Raw genomic sequence first — 18,078 nt, forward strand, 5'->3', positions numbered from 1 at the left:
CCAGATCCGCCGTCCTTGATTAGCCCCCCTTGATCCGTCGTCCCTGACCCGACCCGCAGGAGTCTTCCATGAAATCCATCCCCCACAACGCTTCGCGCCGCAACGCGCTGAAATCCGTCGCCGCCGGCGCCGCCGCGCTGGCCATGCCCATGATCTGGACGCCGTCGCGCGCGGCCTCCAAGCGCATCGTGGTGCGCGATGATGGCGGCATCTACAGCAAGGCGTATGGCGCCGTGTTCTACAAGCCGTTCTCGGAAGCCACCGGCATCCAGGTGGTGGGCGTGCAGGCCAACGCCGAGCCCACCGCACAGATCCGCAGCATGGTCGACACCGGCAACTACACCTGGGACATGGCCAAGATCAGCCAGCCCGCCATCTTGATGCTGACCGAAGGCGGCAAGGTCTATCTGGAAAAACACGGCCTGGAATCGGACCCGGTCATCGCCACCATTCCGAAGCAATACATGTCGCCCTATGGCGTGGGCAACAACGTCTACACCACCGTGCTGGCGTACCGCACCGACGCTTTCAAGGGCCGCCGCGCGCCCGAGTCGTGGGCCGATTTCTGGAACGTGAAAGACATTCCCGGCCGTCGTGGCCTGCGCAAGCACCCGTTCGACACCATCGAAGAAGCCCTGATGGCCGACGGCGTGCCCGCCGACAAGGTCTACCCCTGCGACATCGACCGCGCCTTGGCCAGCCTGGACAAGATCAAGCCGTCGGTGGACGTGTGGTGGAACTCGGGCGCGCAGGTCGAACAGATGCTGGGATCGGGCGAAGTCGACATGATCGCCACCTGGGTGTCGCGCGCGCAATCGGCCATTGCCAACGGCGCGCCGGTGCAGATCGTGTGGGACCAGAACATCTGGGGCTGCGACAACTGGGCCATTCTGAAAGGCTCGCCCAACGCCGACGCCTGCCGCGAATTCATCAAGTTTGCGTCCGACCCCAAGCGCCAGGCCTCGCTGGTGGAGTACTTTGCCGCCGGCGTCACGCAGCCCGCCGCCTTTGATTACATCAAGGCCGACGTGGCCCGCAATTGCCCCACCCACCCCGACAACATCAAGACCGGCTTGCACATCAACGCGGCGTACTGGCTGGACAAGCAGCGCGACGTGCTTGAGCGCTTCAACGGCTGGGTCCTGCAGTAAGTCGTCAACCGCGCGCCACGCCCGTGGCGCGCACCGGGCATCTTTAACGTGTTGAACACCATGTCTTCTTCCAATCTGCAAATCTCGGGCCTGGGCAAACGCTATGGCGATTTCGTTGCGCTGGCGCCCACGCACCTGGACGTCGCCCGCGGCGAATTCCTGACGCTGCTGGGTCCGTCCGGCTCTGGCAAGACCACCCTGTTGAGCCTGATCGCCGGCCTGGCGCAGCCCGACGAGGGGCGTGTGCTGATCGACGGCGCCGACGTCACCTTTGGCGCGCCGTACGAACGGGATATCGGCATGGTGTTCCAGAACTACGCGCTGTTTCCGCACATGAGCATCGAGGAGAACATCGCGTTTCCCTTGAAGATGCGCAAGGTGCCGGCGGCCGAAGCGCGCCGCCGCGCGCACGAGGCGCTGGAAATGGTGCGCCTGCCGCACGTGGCCACGCGCCTGCCGCGCGAGTTGTCGGGCGGCCAGCAGCAACGCATTGCGCTGGCGCGCTGCATGGTCTACCGCCCCGCCATCATCTTGATGGACGAACCGCTGGGCGCGCTGGACAAAAAGCTGCGCGACCAGATGCAGTTGGAGATCAAGCGCATCCACCGCGAGCTGGGCACCACCATCGTGTACGTCACGCATGATCAGGAAGAGGCCATGACCATGTCCGACCGCATCTGCCTGATGAACGGCGGCGCGATCGAACAACTGGGCACGCCGGCCGATCTGTATTTCCGCCCGCGCACCTTGTTCGTTGCCGATTTCCTGGGCGAATCGAACCTGCTGCAAGGCGAGGTCACGGCAGTGGACGGTGACACGCTGACCGTGAAGCTGGCGCATCAAGGCGTGACCGGGCAAGCGCTGTCCAACGGCGCCCCCATCAAGGCCGGCCAGAAGGTCACGGTGATGCTGCGCCCGCAGAACCTGCGCGTGGGCCTGACCGGCCCCGGTCTGACCGGCAAGCTGCTGGACGTGATGGTGACCGGCAGCTTGACCAAGCTGTACCTGGATTCCGGCGTGCCCGACGCCGCGCCCATCGTCGTGGCCTACCCCACGCAGCGGCAGGCCGAGCAGTACGCCATCGGCCAGCCCTTGACCGTTAGCTGGCAAGCCGCCGACGCGGTGGCGATTGCGGAGTGAACGCATGACACCCCTTGCCCCCCCTCGCAAGCGCATGAGCCCCGGCCGCCGCCATTTCCTGATGGCGGCGCCACTGGTCGTGCTGCTATTGGTGCTGCTGATCTATCCGGTTGGCCAGTTGCTGTTGTTAAGCGTGGTCGACGACCAGGGCTTCACGCTGGCGCAGTACCACCGGCTGTTCGAATCGTCGGTGTGTATCAACGTGCTGCTGATCACGTTGAAGATCTCGTTATGGACTACGTTCTTCTCGGTGGTCGCGGGCTACCCGGTGGCCTATCTGATTTCCAGCCTGACGGCCAAGCGCAAGACCTCGCTGTTGTTCTGGGTGCTGCTGTCGTTCTGGACCAGCTTCCTGGTGCGCACCTTTGCGTGGGTGGTGCTGTTGGGCCGCAACGGCGTGGTGAATCAGTTGCTGCAGGCGTTGGGCATCCTGGATGCGCCCGCCAACCTGCTCTACAACTTCGGCAGCGTGCTGGTGGGCATGGTGCATGCGCTGATGCCGCTGGCGGTGCTGACGATGCTGTCCGTCATGGAGAACATCGACCGCAACCTGCCCCGCGCCGCGTCCACGCTGGGCGCGCGCCCGGGCACCGCGTTCTGGAAGATCTATTTCCCGTTGTCGATGCCGGGTGTCGCGGCGGCGGCCATCATGGTGTTCGTGACTGCCATCGGCTTCTTCATCACGCCCGCGCTGCTGGGCGGGCGCAAGGAAACGATGATCACGCAAATCATCATCGACCAGGTGCAGCAGACCATGAACTGGGAGTTCGCTGGCGCGGTGTCGGTGCTGCTGCTGGTGGTGGTGCTGGTGGTGTTCGCCATCTATGACAAGGTGCTGGGCCTGTCCACCATGACGGGCGGCGCGTCTACTCGCGTGCGCGCGTCCGGCAAGGAAAGCCTGTCGCGTCGCGCGGGTGATGCGGTGCTGACAGTGTTGGCCAACGTGTCGGATGCGTTGTTCGCGCTGCTGCCCAAGCGCATGCGGCGTTCGGTGTCGGGCACCGGGCAGTCGCGCACGCTGTGGTGGATGGTGCTGATTGTGCTGGCGTTTCTTAGCGCGCCGGCGTTCTTGATGATTCCGCTGTCGTTTGATTCCGGGTCCGGGCTGACGTGGCCGCCCAAGGGCTTTTCGCTGCAATGGTACGAGCAGATGTTCACGTCGCCCGTCTGGATGCAGGCCATTACGCGGTCGCTGATCGTGGGGGTGGGCACGGGCTTGCTGGCGATGCTGATCGGCACGCCCGCCGCCTTCCTGCTGGTGCGCGCCAACATGCGCGGCAAGTCGGCGATGCTGGCCTTCGTGCTGTCACCCATCGTGGTGCCGCGCATGATCATTGCCGTGGGCATGTTCTATTTCTTCGCCCGCGTGGGTCTGGTGGGTTCGATGATCGGGCTGATCCTGGCGCATACCGTGGTGGCGGTGCCGTATGTGGTGATCACGATGATGGCGGTGCTGCGCAACTACGACACGCGGCTGGACCTGGCGGCGCAAAGCCTGGGCGCGGGGCCGTGGTCCACGCTGCGCTTCGTGACGTTCCCGATTCTGGGCGCGGGACTGATGTCGTCGTTCCTGTTCGCGTTCGCCACGTCGTTCGATGAATTGACGATTGCGCTGTTCGCCTCGGGCGGTCTGAACGCCACGCTGCCCAAACAATTCTGGGACGAGGTGACGCTGCAGATTTCACCCGTGATTGCGGCGGTATCCACCTGCTTGTTTATTTTCATTGCCGCGCTGATCTGGCTGGCCGACAGGCTGCGCCGCCGCAGCCTGGCCAACTGAGCCCGGTGCGATTGTTTTTTTAGGAACTCCAACATGCTGAACGCAACCCATCTGCGCGGAATCTTTCCCGCGATCCCGACGCCGGTCAACGCCGACGACACCATCAACGTTAAGGCGGCCCAGGCGCTGGTGGCCTACCTGCTCAAGCAGGGCATCGACGGCATCGTGCCGTTGGGGGGCACGGGCGAATACGGCGCGCTGGCCCGCGCCGAGCGCATCCGCATGTGCAAGCTGACGGTGGACGCTGTCGCCGGCCGCGTGCCGGTGATACCCGGCGTGCTGGACCCCGGCTTTCATGATGCGCTGCAAGCGGGCAATGAATTCGCGGATGCTGGCGCGGATGCCCTGATGGTGCTGACGCCGTATTACACGACGCCGACGCAAGCTGGCATACGCGATTATTTCCTGCGCTATGCGGACGCGTCGCCGCTGCCCGTGATGATCTACGAAATTCCGTACCGCACGCGGATTGCGATTGCGCCGGAGGTGCTGCACGAGCTGTCGCGCCATGAAAATATCATCGGCATGAAGGCGTGCAATACCGACATGTATCACTTCCTGCGCACGGTGGCGGGGGTGGATGAATCGTTCGCGGTGTTCAGTGGGGAAGATACCTTGCTGCCGGTGCATCTGGCCGCCGGCGCAAAGGGTGGAATCGTGGTAACGGCAAGCCTGCTGCCGTCGGCGTGGAAGCAGGTGTATGCGTTGGCAAAGGAAGGTCGCACGAGTGAGTCGATGGCGCTGCACCGCCGCTTGATTCCGATGATGAACCTGGCGTTTGCGGAAACAAATCCGGGGCCGATGAAGTCGGTGATGGATTTGATCGGGGTAGATGCGCCCGAGGTGCTAGATCCGCTGGTGGCCCCGGCGGAGGGGTTGCAGGCGAAGCTGCGTGAGGAGTTGGCGCCGCTGTTGGAGGAGTTTGAGGGGGTGAAGTAGGCGAGGGGGTCCGCGCGCGTGGCACTTCGGCAAGCGCTGCCTGATGGGTTGCGCGCGATGGGTGTTGGCGTTCTTGCGGTGATTTTGTCGCGCTTCACCCATCCTACGATGGCTTCGCGGCATGCGCTGCCTGATGGGTTGCGCGCGATGGGTGTTGGTGTTCTTGCGGTGATCTTGCCGCGCTTCACCCATCCTGCGATGGCTTCGCGGCATGCGCTGCCTGATGGGTTGGGCGCGATGGGTGTTGGTGTTCTTGCGGTGATCTTGCCGCGCTTCACCCATCCTACGATGGCTTCGTGGCATGCGCTGCCTGATGGGTTGCGCGCGATGGGTGTTGGTGTTCTTGCGGTGATCTTGCCGCGCTTCACCCATCCTACGGTGGCTTCGCGGCATGCGTTGCGTGATGGGTTGCGCGCGATGGGTGTTGGTGTTCTTGCGGTGATCTTGTCGCGCTTCACCCATCCTACGGGGTGCTTGCACGTCACATCGTAGGATGGGTGAAGTGCGCGTGGGCGTGCAGAAGAACGCTGGCGCCTAGCGCACGGAACCCATCACAGCCGCCTCCCCCTACCTCGAATACCCCGCGAACTTCGATTTCGAAATCGATGTCGCCGCCACCTGCACGTGCGGCGCCAATTCGGCTTCGACCCGGGCTACCGTCCAACGTGTCGTCGGCACCGAAATATTGATCGCTGCCACCGCGAACCCGCGGTGGTCCGTCACGGGTGCGGCCACGGAAATATCGCCCAACACCGTTTCGTTCACGATGATCGCGTAACCCTTCTCGGCCACGCGCTGCACGCGGTCCAGCAATTTCTCGGGGTTCACTTCGGTATACGGCGTGATCGCTTCCAGCCTTGTCTGCGCCAGGATCTCGCGGCGATGCTCATCCGACAGGCGTGACAAAATCGCCGTGCCCGACGCCGTGAAAAACGCCGGCAGGCGGCTGCCGACTGCGATGTCCACATTCACCAGATGATGGCCGGGGAAACGTGCCACGAAAACGATCTCGTGGCCATCCAGCTCTTGCAGGTTTGTCGTCTCACCCAGCGTGCGGCTGATGTCCAGCAGATACGGCGATGCCTTGTCGATCAGCTCGTTGGCACGCACATAGTTGTACGAAAACTGCAGCACTTTCGGCGTCAGCCCATAGTTGCGTGTATCCGGAATGCGGCGCAGGTAGCCCAGCGTTTCCAGCGTATAGACCAGGCGCTGGGTGGCGCTGCGGTCCAGGCCCGACTCACGCGCGATGTCGGCCAGGGTCATGTGCCGTTTCGACCCGTCGAAGGCGTGCAGCACCTGAAATGCTTTTTCAGTGGAGCCGACAAACAGCGACGACCGGGTTGCGGTGGGCGCTTGTTCTTCTTGCGTGTCGTCGATGTTTTTTTTGCGCACGGGGAACAGCCTATTGAGTTCTAGGGAGGCCACGCAAACATCAACGCGATGCGGGATTTGCCGGCCCGCATCGCGTATTGCGCTTGATTTAATTGTAATTCAATTATTAATAGCAGATATCAATCACTTCCAGCAGCCGCCACCACGGGCACGCCGGGCTGCGATGCCGACCGGGTGCCCGCCACGGGCTGGCATGACGCGGGGTGATACGTGTGCACCACCGACAGCTTCACCTGATCACTGCGATTACCCTGCGCCGCGTGCAACGTTCGGCAATGGAAGAACACCACGTCGCCGGCCTGAAGCTCGGGGCACACCGCGCGCGCAATCCAATCGGCATTTTGCGGTGCGTCTTCACGGAAGAATTTCTTGTCGTCGAATTGTTCGGGCGAGAAGGCCGCCGCGTGGGATCCGGGAATGAACGACAGACCGCCGTTGTTGCGCGTCTCGGGCCCCAGGGCTAGCCAACAGGAAACCAGGTCAGTGTCTGAAAAAGACCAATAACGAATGTCTTGATGCCATCCGGTCAGGCTGCCGTAGGCGGGATGCTTGGTCATCACGCAGTTGTGATGGACCGTGGACAGCACGGCGGGCTCGCCAAAATAACGCACCAACCACTGTCCAATGCGCGGGTTCGTCGCCCACTGCGCAAACAGCGGGTCGCGGGCGTAGGCGTTCAACAGACGCCGCACCGTCAAGCCGCCTTCGGCCCCGCGCGACTCGGGCGCGCCGGGGTATTGCAGATCGGCTTCGTATTCGATGGGCGCCACATGCTCCGCCAAGTGGCGCTGGGCCAGGGCGCGCAGCGCGGCCACCTGGCTGGGGTCCGCGAACTGGCGGGCCACCACAAAGCCCTGCTTGCGCAGGACGGCTATCTGATCATCATGCAGAAACCCGGACATCTCAATCCTCACACCCCGCGGCGGTTGCGAAGCGTCTGCGTGCGGGGCAGGCGCGTACCGGTCAGGCGCCGGTATACGCGGGGAAGGCTAGATTACCAAAGCGCCCGGGGCCGCGCGTCAGGCGGAAGGAGTTTTTTCAACCTGTGGTGGCAAGGGTCGTTGGGACCGCCCGGCCTCGCGTTCCTGGACCTCGTGGTGGACCCATTCCCGCCACACGGCCACCAGCAGCGCCATCAACACCGGGCCCACGAACAAGCCGACGATACCCATCGTCTTCACACCGCCCACCAGCCCGAAAAACGTCGGCAGGAAAGGCAGTTTGACCGGCCCGCCCACCAGACGCGGGCGCAGCGTTTTATCGACGATGAACAGTTCGACACTGCCCCAGACCATCAGCGCGATGCCCGCAACCAGATGGCCGGAGCCCACCAGGTACAGCGACACCAGCGTGAACGACAGCGGTGCGCCGCCCGGGATCAAGGCCATGAAGCCGGTCACCACGCCCAGCAGCACCGGCGACGGCACGCCCGCCACCCAGTACGCAATACCCAGCACCAGGCCTTCGCCCAGGGCGATCAGGCCCATGCCGGTGACAGTGGAATTGATGGTGGCCGGCACCACGCGCGAAAAACGCTGCCAGCGGGCCGGCAGAATACGTTCGCCCAGCACGTCCAACTGGGCCACCATACGCACACCGTCCTTGTAGACGAAGAACAGCGTGATCAGCATGAACAATACGGTCAGCAACAGCTGGAACACATTACCCGTGGCCGCCAGCACCATGCGGTAGATGTTGCCCAGGTGCTCGCCGCTGACCGCCTCGACCAATTCGCCCAGCGCGTGCGGCTGGCCAATATAGGATTCCCAGTACTGGCCCAGGCGTTCGCCGAAGACCGGCATGGACGAGATCCAGTTAGGCACCGCCACCCCATGACGGTTGGCCGCGATGGCCCAGGCGAAGAAGGTGCTGGCTTCCTTGATGGCGTAGGACAGCGCAAATGACATCGGCACGATCAGCACCACGATGACCATTAGCAAGGCCAGGGAAGCCGCTATCGCCGTGCGGCCGCCGCAGCGCACGACCAGGCGGCGGTACAAAGGCCAAGTGGCCAGGCCGATAATCATTGCCGCCAAGGCGGGGACGAGGAAGCCGCTAAGGAAGTAGACCCCAGCCAACAGCACAAGCAGCAGCAGCCAACGGGCGATCAGGTAAGCGGGAAGTACAGGCTGCATAGAGCGGATCGACAGTAAGGGCGTTGTAGGCTTTGACTGTCGGACTATACAGACGTTTCAAAAAATACGAGGGACACAATCCCTGTATTTACTACGGGGTTTCCCGTGATCCAGCTGCGTGGCGCGCCACCGGACGCGCCACGCCAGGGGCTTAGAGCGCGTACTCGGCCGCCTCTTCGCGCGGACTGCGACGGCGCGGCGGCGTTTGGGCCAGCAACGTTTGGGCTACCGCGGGTTCAGTGTGAGGCCGGGCTTGGGTCGGCACCGCCGGCGCCCCCATCGTCATGGCGCTGGGCATGCCCAATTGACGTTGATAGACGCCGCAACTGGCCGCCGCCGGGTCGGTCTCGTCCCGGCCGCTAAGCAAGGGGCATCCGGCGAACAATTCCGCCACCCAATCGGTAAACGCGCGCACCTTGGGCGACAACTGCCGGCTTTGCGGATACAGCACTGAAATGGGGGTGGAGCTGGGCTTCCATTGCGGCAGGATCTCGATCAGCTCGCCCGACTGCAAATAGGGCAATGCCATATAGCGGGCCACCTGTATCAGGCCGAATCCCTTCAAACCGCAATCCAGATAGGCGCCGGCTTCGTTCACCGCCACCGTGCCCTTCATGTCCACTTCCTGGTGCTTGCCGTCCACCTTGAAGTCCCACGCGCAGTTGCGGCCCGTGCGGCTCATGAAGTAATGCACCGCGTGATGGTCGCGCAGCGATTCAATGGTTTGCGGCATGCCGTGGCGCGCCACATAGGTGGGCGACGCGCAGGTGACCGTCTGCAGGGTGCCGATACGGCGCGCCACCAGGCTGGAATCTTCCAGGTCGCCCGCGCGGATCACGCAGTCCACGGCCTCTTGCACCATATCCACAGGCCGGTCGCCCATGCCCAGCACCAGCTCGACGTCCGGGTATTTGTCGTGGAAATCACACAATGAGGGAATCAGGATCAGCCGCCCGATGCAGGTCGGCACATCGATGCGCAGCCGCCCTTTCAGGCGCAGCGCCGCTTCCTGGAAGCAGGCCTCGGTTTCTTCTACGTCGGCCAGAATGCGCACGCAGTGCTGGTAATAGCCCGCGCCGTCCGGCGTCAGGCCGATACGACGCGTGGTGCGGTTAAGCAGGCGCACGCCCAGCAGGCGTTCAAGGTTCTGGATGATGGTGGTGACGGTGGTGCGCGGTAGCGAGAGGCTGTCGGCCGCCCGCGTGAAGCTGTTGGCGTCCACGACGCGCACAAACACCTGCATAGCCTGAAAACGGTCCATGGCAACGGTGTCCTTTTAGGCAAATAAGTCGGGGTGAACGGAGCATAACCCGATTTTTGCGCTGATTAGTCAACCCTGCCGAATAGTGTTGCCGAATTAACTGAGTTTATCCGGCCCGGCAAAACACTCAGAATGCAAACCATCTTGAAGTGCCCTTGCCTCCCGGCGACCCCACAGGGCATGTCAATCCTCAACTTTCCGTCCCCTGTAGAAGCCAGCCGCCAACCGGCTTTCTGCCTCGGGAACCTAACTCTGTTGAATGTTGCATCGCAATATACCCAGGGTGCCAACGGATGCTCAGGACTGCCATGCCCGATCGCCACGGCCGCCTCCGCCCCAGGCCAACAAGCGCGCTTTCGCACCTATACCACTCAAGGAAACATCATGGTTTCGCGTAAACGTATTGCTTTGCTCGTTGTCTTTGCCGCCGTGCTGGCGGCCGGAGGCGGCTACGCCCTGACCCGTGACCCCGCCGGCGGCAAAGCCGCCATGGCCCAAGGCGCCCCGACCGCGCCGCCCGTGGAAGTGGCCGAAGTGGTCAGCAAGACCATCGTGGACTGGCAGCGCTATTCGGGCCGCCTGGAAGCCATCGACCGCGTCGACATCCGCCCGCTGGTGTCGGGCACCCTGACCAAAGTGCATTTCCAGGACGGCAGCATCGTCAAGAAGGGCGACGTGCTCTTCACCATTGACCCGCGCCCCTACAAGGCCGAAGTGGACCGCGCCGCCGCCGCCCTGACCGCCGCCCGGGCCCGCGCGTCGTACACCGCCGCCGACCTGGCGCGCGGCCAGCGCCTCTTGAAAGACAACGCCATCGCCCGCCGCGATTTCGAGGAAAAGCAGAACGCCGCCCGCGAAGCCGCCGCCAACCTGCAAGGCGCGCAGGCCGCGCTGGACTACGCCAAGCTGAACCTGGGCTACACCAGCATCGAAGCGCCGGTTGATGGCCGCGTGTCGCGCGCCGAAGTCACCGAGGGCAACGTGGTGGCCGCCGGCGCCGGTTCGGTGCCGCTGACCACCCTGGTGTCGGTGTCGAAGATGTACGCATCGTTCGACGTGGACGAACAAACCTTCCTGAAGTACGTCAACCCCGCCCGCAACGACAAGGCGGGCTCGGTGCCGGTTCAACTGGGCCTGGCGAACGAAGAAGGCTATTCGCGCACGGGCTTCGTGCAGTCGGTGGACAACCGCCTGGACGCCAACTCGGGCACGATCCGCGTGCGCGCCGAGTTCGACAACACCGACGGCTCGCTCTTGCCCGGTTTGTATGCCCGCGTGCGCCTGGGCGGCAGCGAACCCCGCTCCGCCGTGCTGATCGATGAAAAAGCCATCGGCACCGACCAGGACAAGCGCTACGTGCTGGTGCTGGACGACAAGAACCACGCCGTCTACCGCCAGGTGAAGCTGGGCGCCAACCAGGAAGGCCTGCGGGTCGTGGATTCCGGGCTTGCCGTCGGCGACCGCATCGTCGTCAACGGCCTGCAACGCATCCGCCCCGGTGACGCCGTGACCCCCACCGTCGTGCCCATGGTCGCCGCCAAGCGCGCGCCGGTGCAGACCGCCGCGGCCCAAGTCCAGTAAGGCCCGCGCGTCTTCAGAGAACGTTCATGAATATCTCAAAGTTCTTCATCGACCGGCCGATCTTCGCCGGCGTGCTGTCCATTCTGGTGCTATTGGCAGGCCTCTTGGCCATGTTCCAACTGCCCATTTCCGAATACCCGGAAGTCGTGCCGCCGTCGGTGGTGGTGCGCGCGCAGTATCCGGGCGCCAACCCCAAGGTCATCGCCGAGACCGTTGCGTCGCCGCTGGAAGAATCCATCAACGGCGTCGAAGACATGCTGTACATGCAGTCGCAGGCCAATAGCGACGGCAACCTGACGCTGACGGTCAACTTCAAGCTGGGCGTGGACCCGGACAAGGCGCAGCAACTGGTGCAGAACCGCGTGTCGCAAGCGCTGCCGCGCCTGCCGCCGGACGTGCAGCGCCTGGGCGTGACCACCGCCAAGAGCTCGCCCACCTTGACGCTGGTGGTGCACCTGATCTCGCCTAACGACCGCTACGACATCACCTACCTGCGCAACTACGCGATCCTGAACGTGAAGGACCGCCTGGCCCGCATCACGGGCGTGGGCGAGGTCACGGTGTGGGGCTCGGGCAACTACTCGATGCGTATCTGGCTGGACCCGCAAAAGGTGGCGCAGCGCGGCATGACCGCGTCGGAAGTTGTTGCCGCCATCCGCGAACAGAACGTGCAGGTGGCCGCCGGCGTGATCGGTGCATCGCCCACGCAAGGCGACGTGCCGCTGCAACTGAACGTGAATACGCGCGGCCGCCTGCAAACCGAGGAAGAGTTCCGCGACATCATCCTGAAGACCTCGCCCGATGGCGCCGTGACCTATCTGTCCGACGTTGCCCGCGTGGAACTGGACGCCCAGGAATACGGCCTGCGTTCGCTGCTGGACAACAAGCAGGCGGTGGGCATGGGCATCATGCAGTCGCCGGGCGCCAACGCCTTGGACGTGTCGTCCCAGGTGCGCGCCGCCATGGCCGAGCTGGCGCAAGACTTCCCGCCGGGCGTGGAGTACCGCATCGAATACGACCCCACGCAGTTCGTGCGGTCCAGTATCGAAGCCGTGGTGCACACGCTGCTGGAAGCCATTGCACTGGTGGTGCTGGTGGTGATCCTGTTCCTGCAAACGTGGCGTGCGTCGATCATTCCGCTGCTGGCCGTGCCGGTTTCCATCGTGGGGACGTTCGCGCTGCTGCTGGTGTTCGGCTATTCCATCAACGCGCTCTCGCTCTTCGGGATGGTGCTGGCCATCGGGATCGTGGTGGACGATGCGATCGTGGTGGTGGAAAACGTGGAACGCAATATCGCGGCGGGCTTGAGTCCACGCGACGCGACGTATCGGGCCATGCGTGAAGTCAGCGGCCCCATCATCGCCATCGCGTTGACGCTGTGCGCCGTGTTCGTGCCGCTGGCCTTCATGACAGGCCTGACCGGCCAGTTCTACAAGCAGTTCGCCATGACCATCGCCATTTCGACGGTGATCTCGGCCTTCAACTCGCTGACCCTGTCGCCCGCGCTGTCGGCCCTGCTGCTGAAAAGCCATCACGACAAGCCGGACTGGCTGACCCGTGGCATGAACCGCGTCTTCGGCCGCTTCTTCAACTGGTTCAACAACATGTTCGGCCGCGCGTCCGAGTCCTACGGCACGGGTGTGTCGCGCGTCATCCGCCGCAAGGCGGGCGCCATGGGCGTGTACGCGGTGCTGGTGGCCGCCACGATCGGGGTGTCGTACCTGGTGCCCGGCGGCTTCGTGCCCGCGCAGGACAAGCAGTACCTGATCGGCTTCACGCAGTTGCCCAACGGCGCGTCGCTGGACCGCACGGAAGCGGTGATCCGCCGCATGAGCGATATCGCCCTGAAAGAACCCGGCGTGCAATCCGCCATTGCCTTCCCCGGTCTGTCGATCAACGGTTTCACCAATAGTTCCAGCGCCGGCATCGTGTTCGTCACGCTCAAGCCTTTTGACGAACGCAAGAGCGCCGAGCTTTCCGGCGACGCCATTGCCGCATCGCTGAACCAGAAGTTTGCCGCCATCCAAGACTCGTTCATTGCGGTGTTCCCGCCCCCGCCCGTGATGGGTCTGGGCACGCTGGGCGGCTTCAAGCTGCAACTGGAAGACCGCGCGGCGCTGGGCTATGCCGAACTGGACAAGGCCAAGCAAGCCTTCCTGGCAAAGGCGCGCGAAACGCCTGAATTGGGCCCGGCGTTCTCCAGCTACGAAATCAACGTGCCGCAATTGGATGTGGACCTGGACCGCGTGAAGGCCAAGCAGCTGGGTGTGCCGGTGACGGAAGTGTTCGACACCATGCAGATCTACCTGGGCTCGATGTACGTGAACGACTTCAACCGTTTTGGCCGCGTGTTCCAGGTGCGTGCGCAAGCCGATGCCCAGTTCCGCGCGCATGCCGACGACATCCTGCAACTGAAGACCCGCAACGCGGCGGGCGACATGGTGCCGCTGTCGTCCTTGGTGACGGTCAACCAGACCTTCGGCCCGGAAATGGTGGTGCGCTACAACGGCTACACCGCCGCCGACATCAACGGCGGCCCGGCGCCCGGCTACTCGTCTGACCAGGCGCAAGCCGCGGCCGAACGTGTCGCCGCCGAAACGCTGCCGCGTGGCGTGAAGTTCGAATGGACCGACCTGACGTATCAGCAGATTTTGGCGGGCAATGCCGGCTTGTGGGTGTTCCCCATCAGCGTGCTGTTGGTGTTCCTGGTGCTGGCCGCGCTGTACGAAAGCCTGACCTTGCCGCTGGCCGTGATTTTGATCGTGCCGATGAGCATCCTGGCCGCGCTGACGGGCGTGTACCTGACGGGCAACGACAACAACATCTTCACGCAGATCGGCTTGATGGTGCTGGTGGGCTTGTCAGCGAAGAACGCGATTCTGATCGTGGAGTTCGCCCGAGAGCTTGAGATGAGTGGCCGCACGCCGCTGGAAGCCGCGATTGAAGCCAGCCGCCTGCGTCTGCGCCCGATCTTGATGACGTCCATCGCCTTCATCATGGGTGTGGTGCCGCTGGTGCTGTCCTCGGGCGCTGGTTCGGAGATGCGCCATGCCATGGGGGTGGCCGTGTTCTTCGGGATGTTGGGCGTGACCTTGTTCGGCCTGTTCCTGACACCGGTGTTCTACGTGTTGCTGCGCTCGCTGGGCGGCAAGCCGCTGCATTCGGCGGCCCCGCATGAAGCGCCGGAGTGCGCGCCGCACATCGACACGAACGCGCCGCCCACCACGCAGACTCACGCTTGAAGTTGGCCAGAAGAGAAGCCAGCGCGTCTTGCCCCACCAGGCAAGGCGCGCGCCAAAGAGAATTCATCATGATCCAAAGACTGACCCGCGGTTCCGCCCTGCTTGCCGTCCTGCTCGTGCTGGCCGGCTGCGCGGTGGGCCCCACGTATGAAAAGCCATCCGCCGCCACGCCGGCGACCTTCAAGGAAGCGGCCTTGCCCGCGTCAGAAGCCGGCACCTGGAAGCCCGCCGAACCGTCGGAAGACGCGCTGCGCGGCGCCTGGTGGAAGATATTCGGCGACGAAGGCCTGAACCAGTTGGAAGAAGAAGCGCAGCAGGCCAACCAGAACCTGCAAGCCGCTGCCGCCCGCCTGGCGCAGTCGCGCGCGCTGCAACGCGAAGCCCGCGCCGGCTTCTTCCCGACGCTGGACGCGGCCTTTGGCCCGAACCGCCAGCGCCCCTCGGCCGTGTCGCAAGGCCTGCCCGACGGCACGTCCACCAGCCCGGTGACGACGTGGCGCGCGCAAGGCGCGGTGTCGTATGAAGCCGACCTGTTTGGCCGCGTGGCCTCCACCGCGGACGCCGCCACCGCCGATGCGCAACAAAGCGAGGCGCTGTACCGCTCGGTGCTGCTGGCCTTGCAGGCCGACGTGGCCTCGACCTATTTCCTGGTCCGCGAGCAGGACGCCGAATCGCAGCTTTACCACCAGACGGTCAAGCTGCGCACCGACACGCTGCAATTGATCCAGCGCCGTTTCGACGCCGGCGACATCAGCGAACTGGACCTGGCCCGCGCCAAGTCCGAACTGGCGTCGGCGCAGTCGGAAGCGCTGGGCATCGACCGCCGCCGCGCCGCCGCCGAACACGCGCTGGCCGTGCTGTTGGGCCGCGCGCCGTCTGAATTCACAATGCCGCCGCAGCCGATTGAAAAGGTGGCGCTGTCGATACCGGCAGGCTTGCCGTCCACCCTGCTGGAACGCCGCCCCGACATCGCCGCCGCCGAACGCGCCATGGCCGCCGCCAATGCCCGCGTGGGCGCGGCCAAGTCCGCGTTCTTCCCGCGCCTGGACATCACCGGCGCCTTTGGCTATGAATCGTCCGACCTGGGCAACCTGTTCCAGTGGTCCAGCCGCACGTTCCTGCTGGGCCCGCTGGTGGGCGCCGCGCTGTCGATGCCGATCTTCGACGGCGGCCGCCGCCAGGCCGGCCTGGACCGCGCTCGCGCCGTGTACGAGGAAGACGTTGCTGTGTATCGCCAAACGGTGCTGAACGCCTTCCGCGAGGTGGAAGACAACCTGGCAAACCTGCGCATCCTGGCCGACCAGACCAAGGCGCAAGACGCCGCCGTCCAAGCCTCGGCCCGCGCCGCGATGCTGTCGCACACGCAGTATCGCGAAGGTAGCATCAGCTACCTGGACGTGATCGAAGCCGACCGCAGCGTGCTGCTGCAACAGCGCGTTGCCGTACAGTTGAGCGGCGAACAGGCCCGCTCGGCGGTAGCCCTGATCCGCGCCATCGGCGGCGGCTGGGACAACCCCGTCCCCCCGGACACGGTGGCCACCCGGTAGGATGGCGTAGGATGGGTGCAGCGCGGCACGCGCCATGCCCAGAACCCAAACGCCGAACGCGCGTAACCCATCGCACAAGGCCAAACCCGTAGGATGGGTGCAGCGCGGCACGGCCATGCCCAGAACCCAAACGCCGAACGCGCGTAACCCATCATGCAACGGTTGCCATATGGCTAAGCTTCAGAAGAACTGTTGCGCTGCTTGATGGGTTTCGCGCGATTGGCAATTTCGTTCTATTGCATTCTCTGCCGCGCTCCACCCATCCTACGTTGGGAATTTCCCGCGCTGCGTCGCGCGTAGCGCCACGCGGTATCCTGCGAAGACATAGAACGCTGCGCTGTTCACGACCAGCCATGCCCCCAACCCGCCCAGCAATGCGACCACGGGCCCCGCCGCGCGCACCCCACCTTGCATCCATACGGCCAGGCCTAGCGCGCCGATGGTCACCAAAGCCAGCACCAGCCACTTCACCACCACCAATCCGGCTGACCTGCCCGCCATCACCCACACCACGCCTATCGCCAAAGCCAGCGCCGTGCCCGCGCATACCACCACCAACGCGAACGCCGCCCATGCGGCGCCGGCCGACTGCAACAACAGGCTCAGCACTTCGATCCCCACGCCCAAGCCGCCCGTCATGACCAGCACGGCCAGCACCAGGGGCGACCACATGCCGGGCGGCGCGCGGCGGGCGTCCATGTCGGCCACGAAGCGATGCATCGCCGATGACGCCACCGGATCGTCGGGGTCATCTATCTGCCTCGCCGATGACGCCACCGGGTCTTCTCGGTCATCCAGGGCGGACAGCGCTGCCTCTACCTTGCGGCACTGCGCGATCAACTTGTTCAGCCCGGCCTGGGGCTTGTCGCCGGACGATGGCATCACAGCCGCGTCACGCCCGGCGCGTGTTCCGCGACCGTGTTGCGCAGCGCCGCCATGGCCTCTTGCACCGCCAGCGGTCGGAACGCATCTTCGCGCCAGTACATCGCCACCGATCCAAAGCCCGACAGCCGCACCGGAATGATCCGCATCGCCCGCATCTGCGAAAAGCGCAGCGCGGCGCGATGCGAGGCCACGCCGATCATGTCGCTGTTGTTGATCAGCGTGAGGTTGATCGTGACCGAATTCGATTCCACGTGGTCGGCCGGCGGCGCTTGCCCCGCCGCCGCCAGTGCCGCGTCCACCGCGTTGCGGATCGGTGTGCCCTTGGGCCACAGAATCCATCGATACGACAGCAGCTCGGGCCAAGTCGGCTGTTCAATGGCGAACAGCGGATGACGCGGCCGCGCCACCAGGTGGATGGGTTCCAGGTACAGCGCCTCAAAGCGAATGGCCGGGTCGTGATGTTCAGGCGCCGAGCGGCCCACGACGATATCCAGATCGCCCTGCGCCAATTGCGCCAGCAGCCGGTCGGTGGTGCCTTCCACCAGCTTCACGCGCGCTTGCGGCATGCGTTCCAACAGCTTCATCACCGCCAGCGGCACGGTGTCGGAGGCCGACGCGCCCGAAGCCCCAATCACCACGCGGCCGCCACCGCCTTCGCGCAGCGCGGCCATGTCGGCGCCGGCGCGGTCCAGTTGCGCCTCCAGCCGCTGCGCGTGCGCGATCAGCACGTCGCCATGCGGCGTGGGACGCAAGCCGCGCGCATGCCGCTCAAACAGCGGCAGCCCGATATCGTCTTCCAGGTCTTTCAGCCACTTCGACAGGCCGGGCTGCGTGGTGTTCAGCATGGCCGCCGAATGGCTGATGTTGCGGGTCTGCGCCAGGCTCAACAGCATCTTCAGATTGCGCAGCCGCAGGCGGTGGGTCCAGTCCATGCAGGCCCTCATCCGTGGGGGGTTGTCTCGTATGTATATGGTTATTGGTATGGATAATAAGATAATTTCATTTCAAAACACATAGCTGTT

Annotated in this window: 14 protein-coding genes; 8 read left to right on the forward strand and 6 right to left on the reverse strand. The window is 64.4% G+C overall.

Features of this window, described 5'->3' with window-relative positions; all coding sequences use genetic code 11:
* Positions 1–68: 68 nt before the first annotated feature.
* From ELS24_RS27340 to ELS24_RS27360, 5 genes are read left to right on the forward strand one after another with little or no spacing between them, the layout of a single operon-like run.
* Positions 69–1,151: an ABC transporter substrate-binding protein gene (locus ELS24_RS27340; protein ID WP_050445625.1), complete on the forward strand. Its 1,083-nt coding sequence runs from the start codon at positions 69–71 to the stop codon at positions 1,149–1,151.
* Positions 1,152–1,211: 60 nt separating this feature from the next.
* Positions 1,212–2,291, forward strand: a complete 1,080-nt coding sequence (locus ELS24_RS27345) for an ABC transporter ATP-binding protein (protein ID WP_050445624.1) — start codon at positions 1,212–1,214, stop codon at positions 2,289–2,291.
* Positions 2,292–2,295: 4 nt separating this feature from the next.
* Positions 2,296–4,071 carry an ABC transporter permease subunit gene (locus ELS24_RS27350; RefSeq protein WP_127185923.1) on the forward strand — a complete coding sequence of 592 codons (1,776 nt, stop codon included), beginning with the start codon at positions 2,296–2,298 and terminating at the stop codon, positions 4,069–4,071.
* Positions 4,072–4,104: 33 nt separating this feature from the next.
* The gene (gene dapA / locus ELS24_RS27355) at positions 4,105–5,010 is read left to right on the forward strand and encodes a 4-hydroxy-tetrahydrodipicolinate synthase (protein ID WP_050445622.1); all 906 of its coding nucleotides are present in this window, start codon (positions 4,105–4,107) and stop codon (positions 5,008–5,010) included.
* Between the two features lie 18 nt (positions 5,011–5,028).
* The gene (locus ELS24_RS27360; RefSeq protein ID WP_127185924.1) at positions 5,029–5,502 is read left to right on the forward strand and encodes a hypothetical protein; all 474 of its coding nucleotides are present in this window, start codon (positions 5,029–5,031) and stop codon (positions 5,500–5,502) included.
* Between the two features lie 75 nt (positions 5,503–5,577).
* On the opposite strand, the gene ELS24_RS27365 is transcribed toward ELS24_RS27360, so the two are convergent.
* The 4 genes from ELS24_RS27365 to ELS24_RS27380 all read right to left on the reverse strand — a co-directional run bounded on the left by ELS24_RS27365 (position 5,578) and on the right by ELS24_RS27380 (position 9,801).
* Positions 5,578–6,405 (reverse strand): IclR family transcriptional regulator, encoded by an 828-nt coding sequence (locus ELS24_RS27365; RefSeq protein WP_050445620.1) that lies wholly within the window; start codon positions 6,403–6,405, stop codon positions 5,578–5,580.
* A 119-nt stretch (positions 6,406–6,524) separates the two neighbouring features.
* Positions 6,525–7,307 carry a phytanoyl-CoA dioxygenase family protein gene (locus tag ELS24_RS27370; RefSeq protein WP_127185925.1) on the reverse strand — a complete coding sequence of 261 codons (783 nt, stop codon included), beginning with the start codon at positions 7,305–7,307 and terminating at the stop codon, positions 6,525–6,527.
* 117 nt (positions 7,308–7,424) lie between these two features.
* Positions 7,425–8,540 (reverse strand): AI-2E family transporter, encoded by a 1,116-nt coding sequence (locus tag ELS24_RS27375; protein ID WP_050445618.1) that lies wholly within the window; start codon positions 8,538–8,540, stop codon positions 7,425–7,427.
* 151 nt (positions 8,541–8,691) lie between these two features.
* Positions 8,692–9,801: a LysR family transcriptional regulator gene (locus ELS24_RS27380; protein ID WP_127185926.1), complete on the reverse strand. Its 1,110-nt coding sequence runs from the start codon at positions 9,799–9,801 to the stop codon at positions 8,692–8,694.
* A gap of 384 nt (positions 9,802–10,185) precedes the next feature.
* Between ELS24_RS27380 and ELS24_RS27385 the strand changes: the two genes are divergently transcribed.
* The 3 genes from ELS24_RS27385 (at position 10,186) to ELS24_RS27395 (ending at position 16,171) form a co-directional block, all read left to right on the forward strand.
* Positions 10,186–11,382, forward strand: coding sequence for an efflux RND transporter periplasmic adaptor subunit (locus tag ELS24_RS27385; protein ID WP_205736943.1), 1,197 nt, complete (start codon positions 10,186–10,188; stop codon positions 11,380–11,382).
* A 26-nt stretch (positions 11,383–11,408) separates the two neighbouring features.
* Positions 11,409–14,624: an efflux RND transporter permease subunit gene (locus tag ELS24_RS27390; protein ID WP_127185927.1), complete on the forward strand. Its 3,216-nt coding sequence runs from the start codon at positions 11,409–11,411 to the stop codon at positions 14,622–14,624.
* A 68-nt stretch (positions 14,625–14,692) separates the two neighbouring features.
* Positions 14,693–16,171 carry an efflux transporter outer membrane subunit gene (locus ELS24_RS27395; RefSeq protein WP_127185928.1) on the forward strand — a complete coding sequence of 493 codons (1,479 nt, stop codon included), beginning with the start codon at positions 14,693–14,695 and terminating at the stop codon, positions 16,169–16,171.
* A 264-nt stretch (positions 16,172–16,435) separates the two neighbouring features.
* Here ELS24_RS27395 and ELS24_RS27400 read toward each other — a convergent pair whose 3' ends face one another.
* On the reverse strand, positions 16,436–17,053 hold the full coding sequence (locus ELS24_RS27400) for a hypothetical protein (protein WP_127185929.1): 618 nt from the start codon (positions 17,051–17,053) through the stop codon (positions 16,436–16,438).
* Complete coding sequence (locus tag ELS24_RS27405; RefSeq protein WP_050445613.1) at positions 17,053–17,988, reverse strand: LysR family transcriptional regulator; 936 nt, start codon at positions 17,986–17,988, stop codon at positions 17,053–17,055. Before ELS24_RS27405 ends, ELS24_RS27400 begins: the two co-directional genes overlap by 1 nt.
* Positions 17,989–18,078 lie beyond the last annotated feature (90 nt).

The sequence above is a fragment of the Achromobacter spanius genome, from assembly GCF_003994415.1.
GTDB lineage: Bacteria > Pseudomonadota > Gammaproteobacteria > Burkholderiales > Burkholderiaceae_B > Achromobacter > Achromobacter spanius_C.

Excerpts from the sequence above, each read along its gene's own strand:
- ELS24_RS27405 (WP_050445613.1), bottom strand. The coding sequence starts at position 17,988 with ATGGACTGGACCCACCGCCTGCGGCTGCGCAATCTGAAGATGCTGTTG.
- ELS24_RS27375 (WP_050445618.1), bottom strand. The coding sequence starts at position 8,540 with ATGCAGCCTGTACTTCCCGCTTACCTGATCGCCCGTTGGCTGCTGCTG.
- ELS24_RS27395 (WP_127185928.1), top strand. The coding sequence starts at position 14,693 with ATGATCCAAAGACTGACCCGCGGTTCCGCCCTGCTTGCCGTCCTGCTC.
- dapA (WP_050445622.1), top strand. The coding sequence starts at position 4,105 with ATGCTGAACGCAACCCATCTGCGCGGAATCTTTCCCGCGATCCCGACG.
- ELS24_RS27340 (WP_050445625.1), top strand. The coding sequence starts at position 69 with ATGAAATCCATCCCCCACAACGCTTCGCGCCGCAACGCGCTGAAATCC.
- ELS24_RS27370 (WP_127185925.1), bottom strand. The coding sequence starts at position 7,307 with ATGTCCGGGTTTCTGCATGATGATCAGATAGCCGTCCTGCGCAAGCAG.
- ELS24_RS27390 (WP_127185927.1), top strand. The coding sequence starts at position 11,409 with ATGAATATCTCAAAGTTCTTCATCGACCGGCCGATCTTCGCCGGCGTG.
- ELS24_RS27350 (WP_127185923.1), top strand. The coding sequence starts at position 2,296 with ATGACACCCCTTGCCCCCCCTCGCAAGCGCATGAGCCCCGGCCGCCGC.
- ELS24_RS27400 (WP_127185929.1), bottom strand. The coding sequence starts at position 17,053 with ATGCCATCGTCCGGCGACAAGCCCCAGGCCGGGCTGAACAAGTTGATC.
- ELS24_RS27380 (WP_127185926.1), bottom strand. The coding sequence starts at position 9,801 with ATGGACCGTTTTCAGGCTATGCAGGTGTTTGTGCGCGTCGTGGACGCC.
- ELS24_RS27385 (WP_205736943.1), top strand. The coding sequence starts at position 10,186 with ATGGTTTCGCGTAAACGTATTGCTTTGCTCGTTGTCTTTGCCGCCGTG.
- ELS24_RS27345 (WP_050445624.1), top strand. The coding sequence starts at position 1,212 with ATGTCTTCTTCCAATCTGCAAATCTCGGGCCTGGGCAAACGCTATGGC.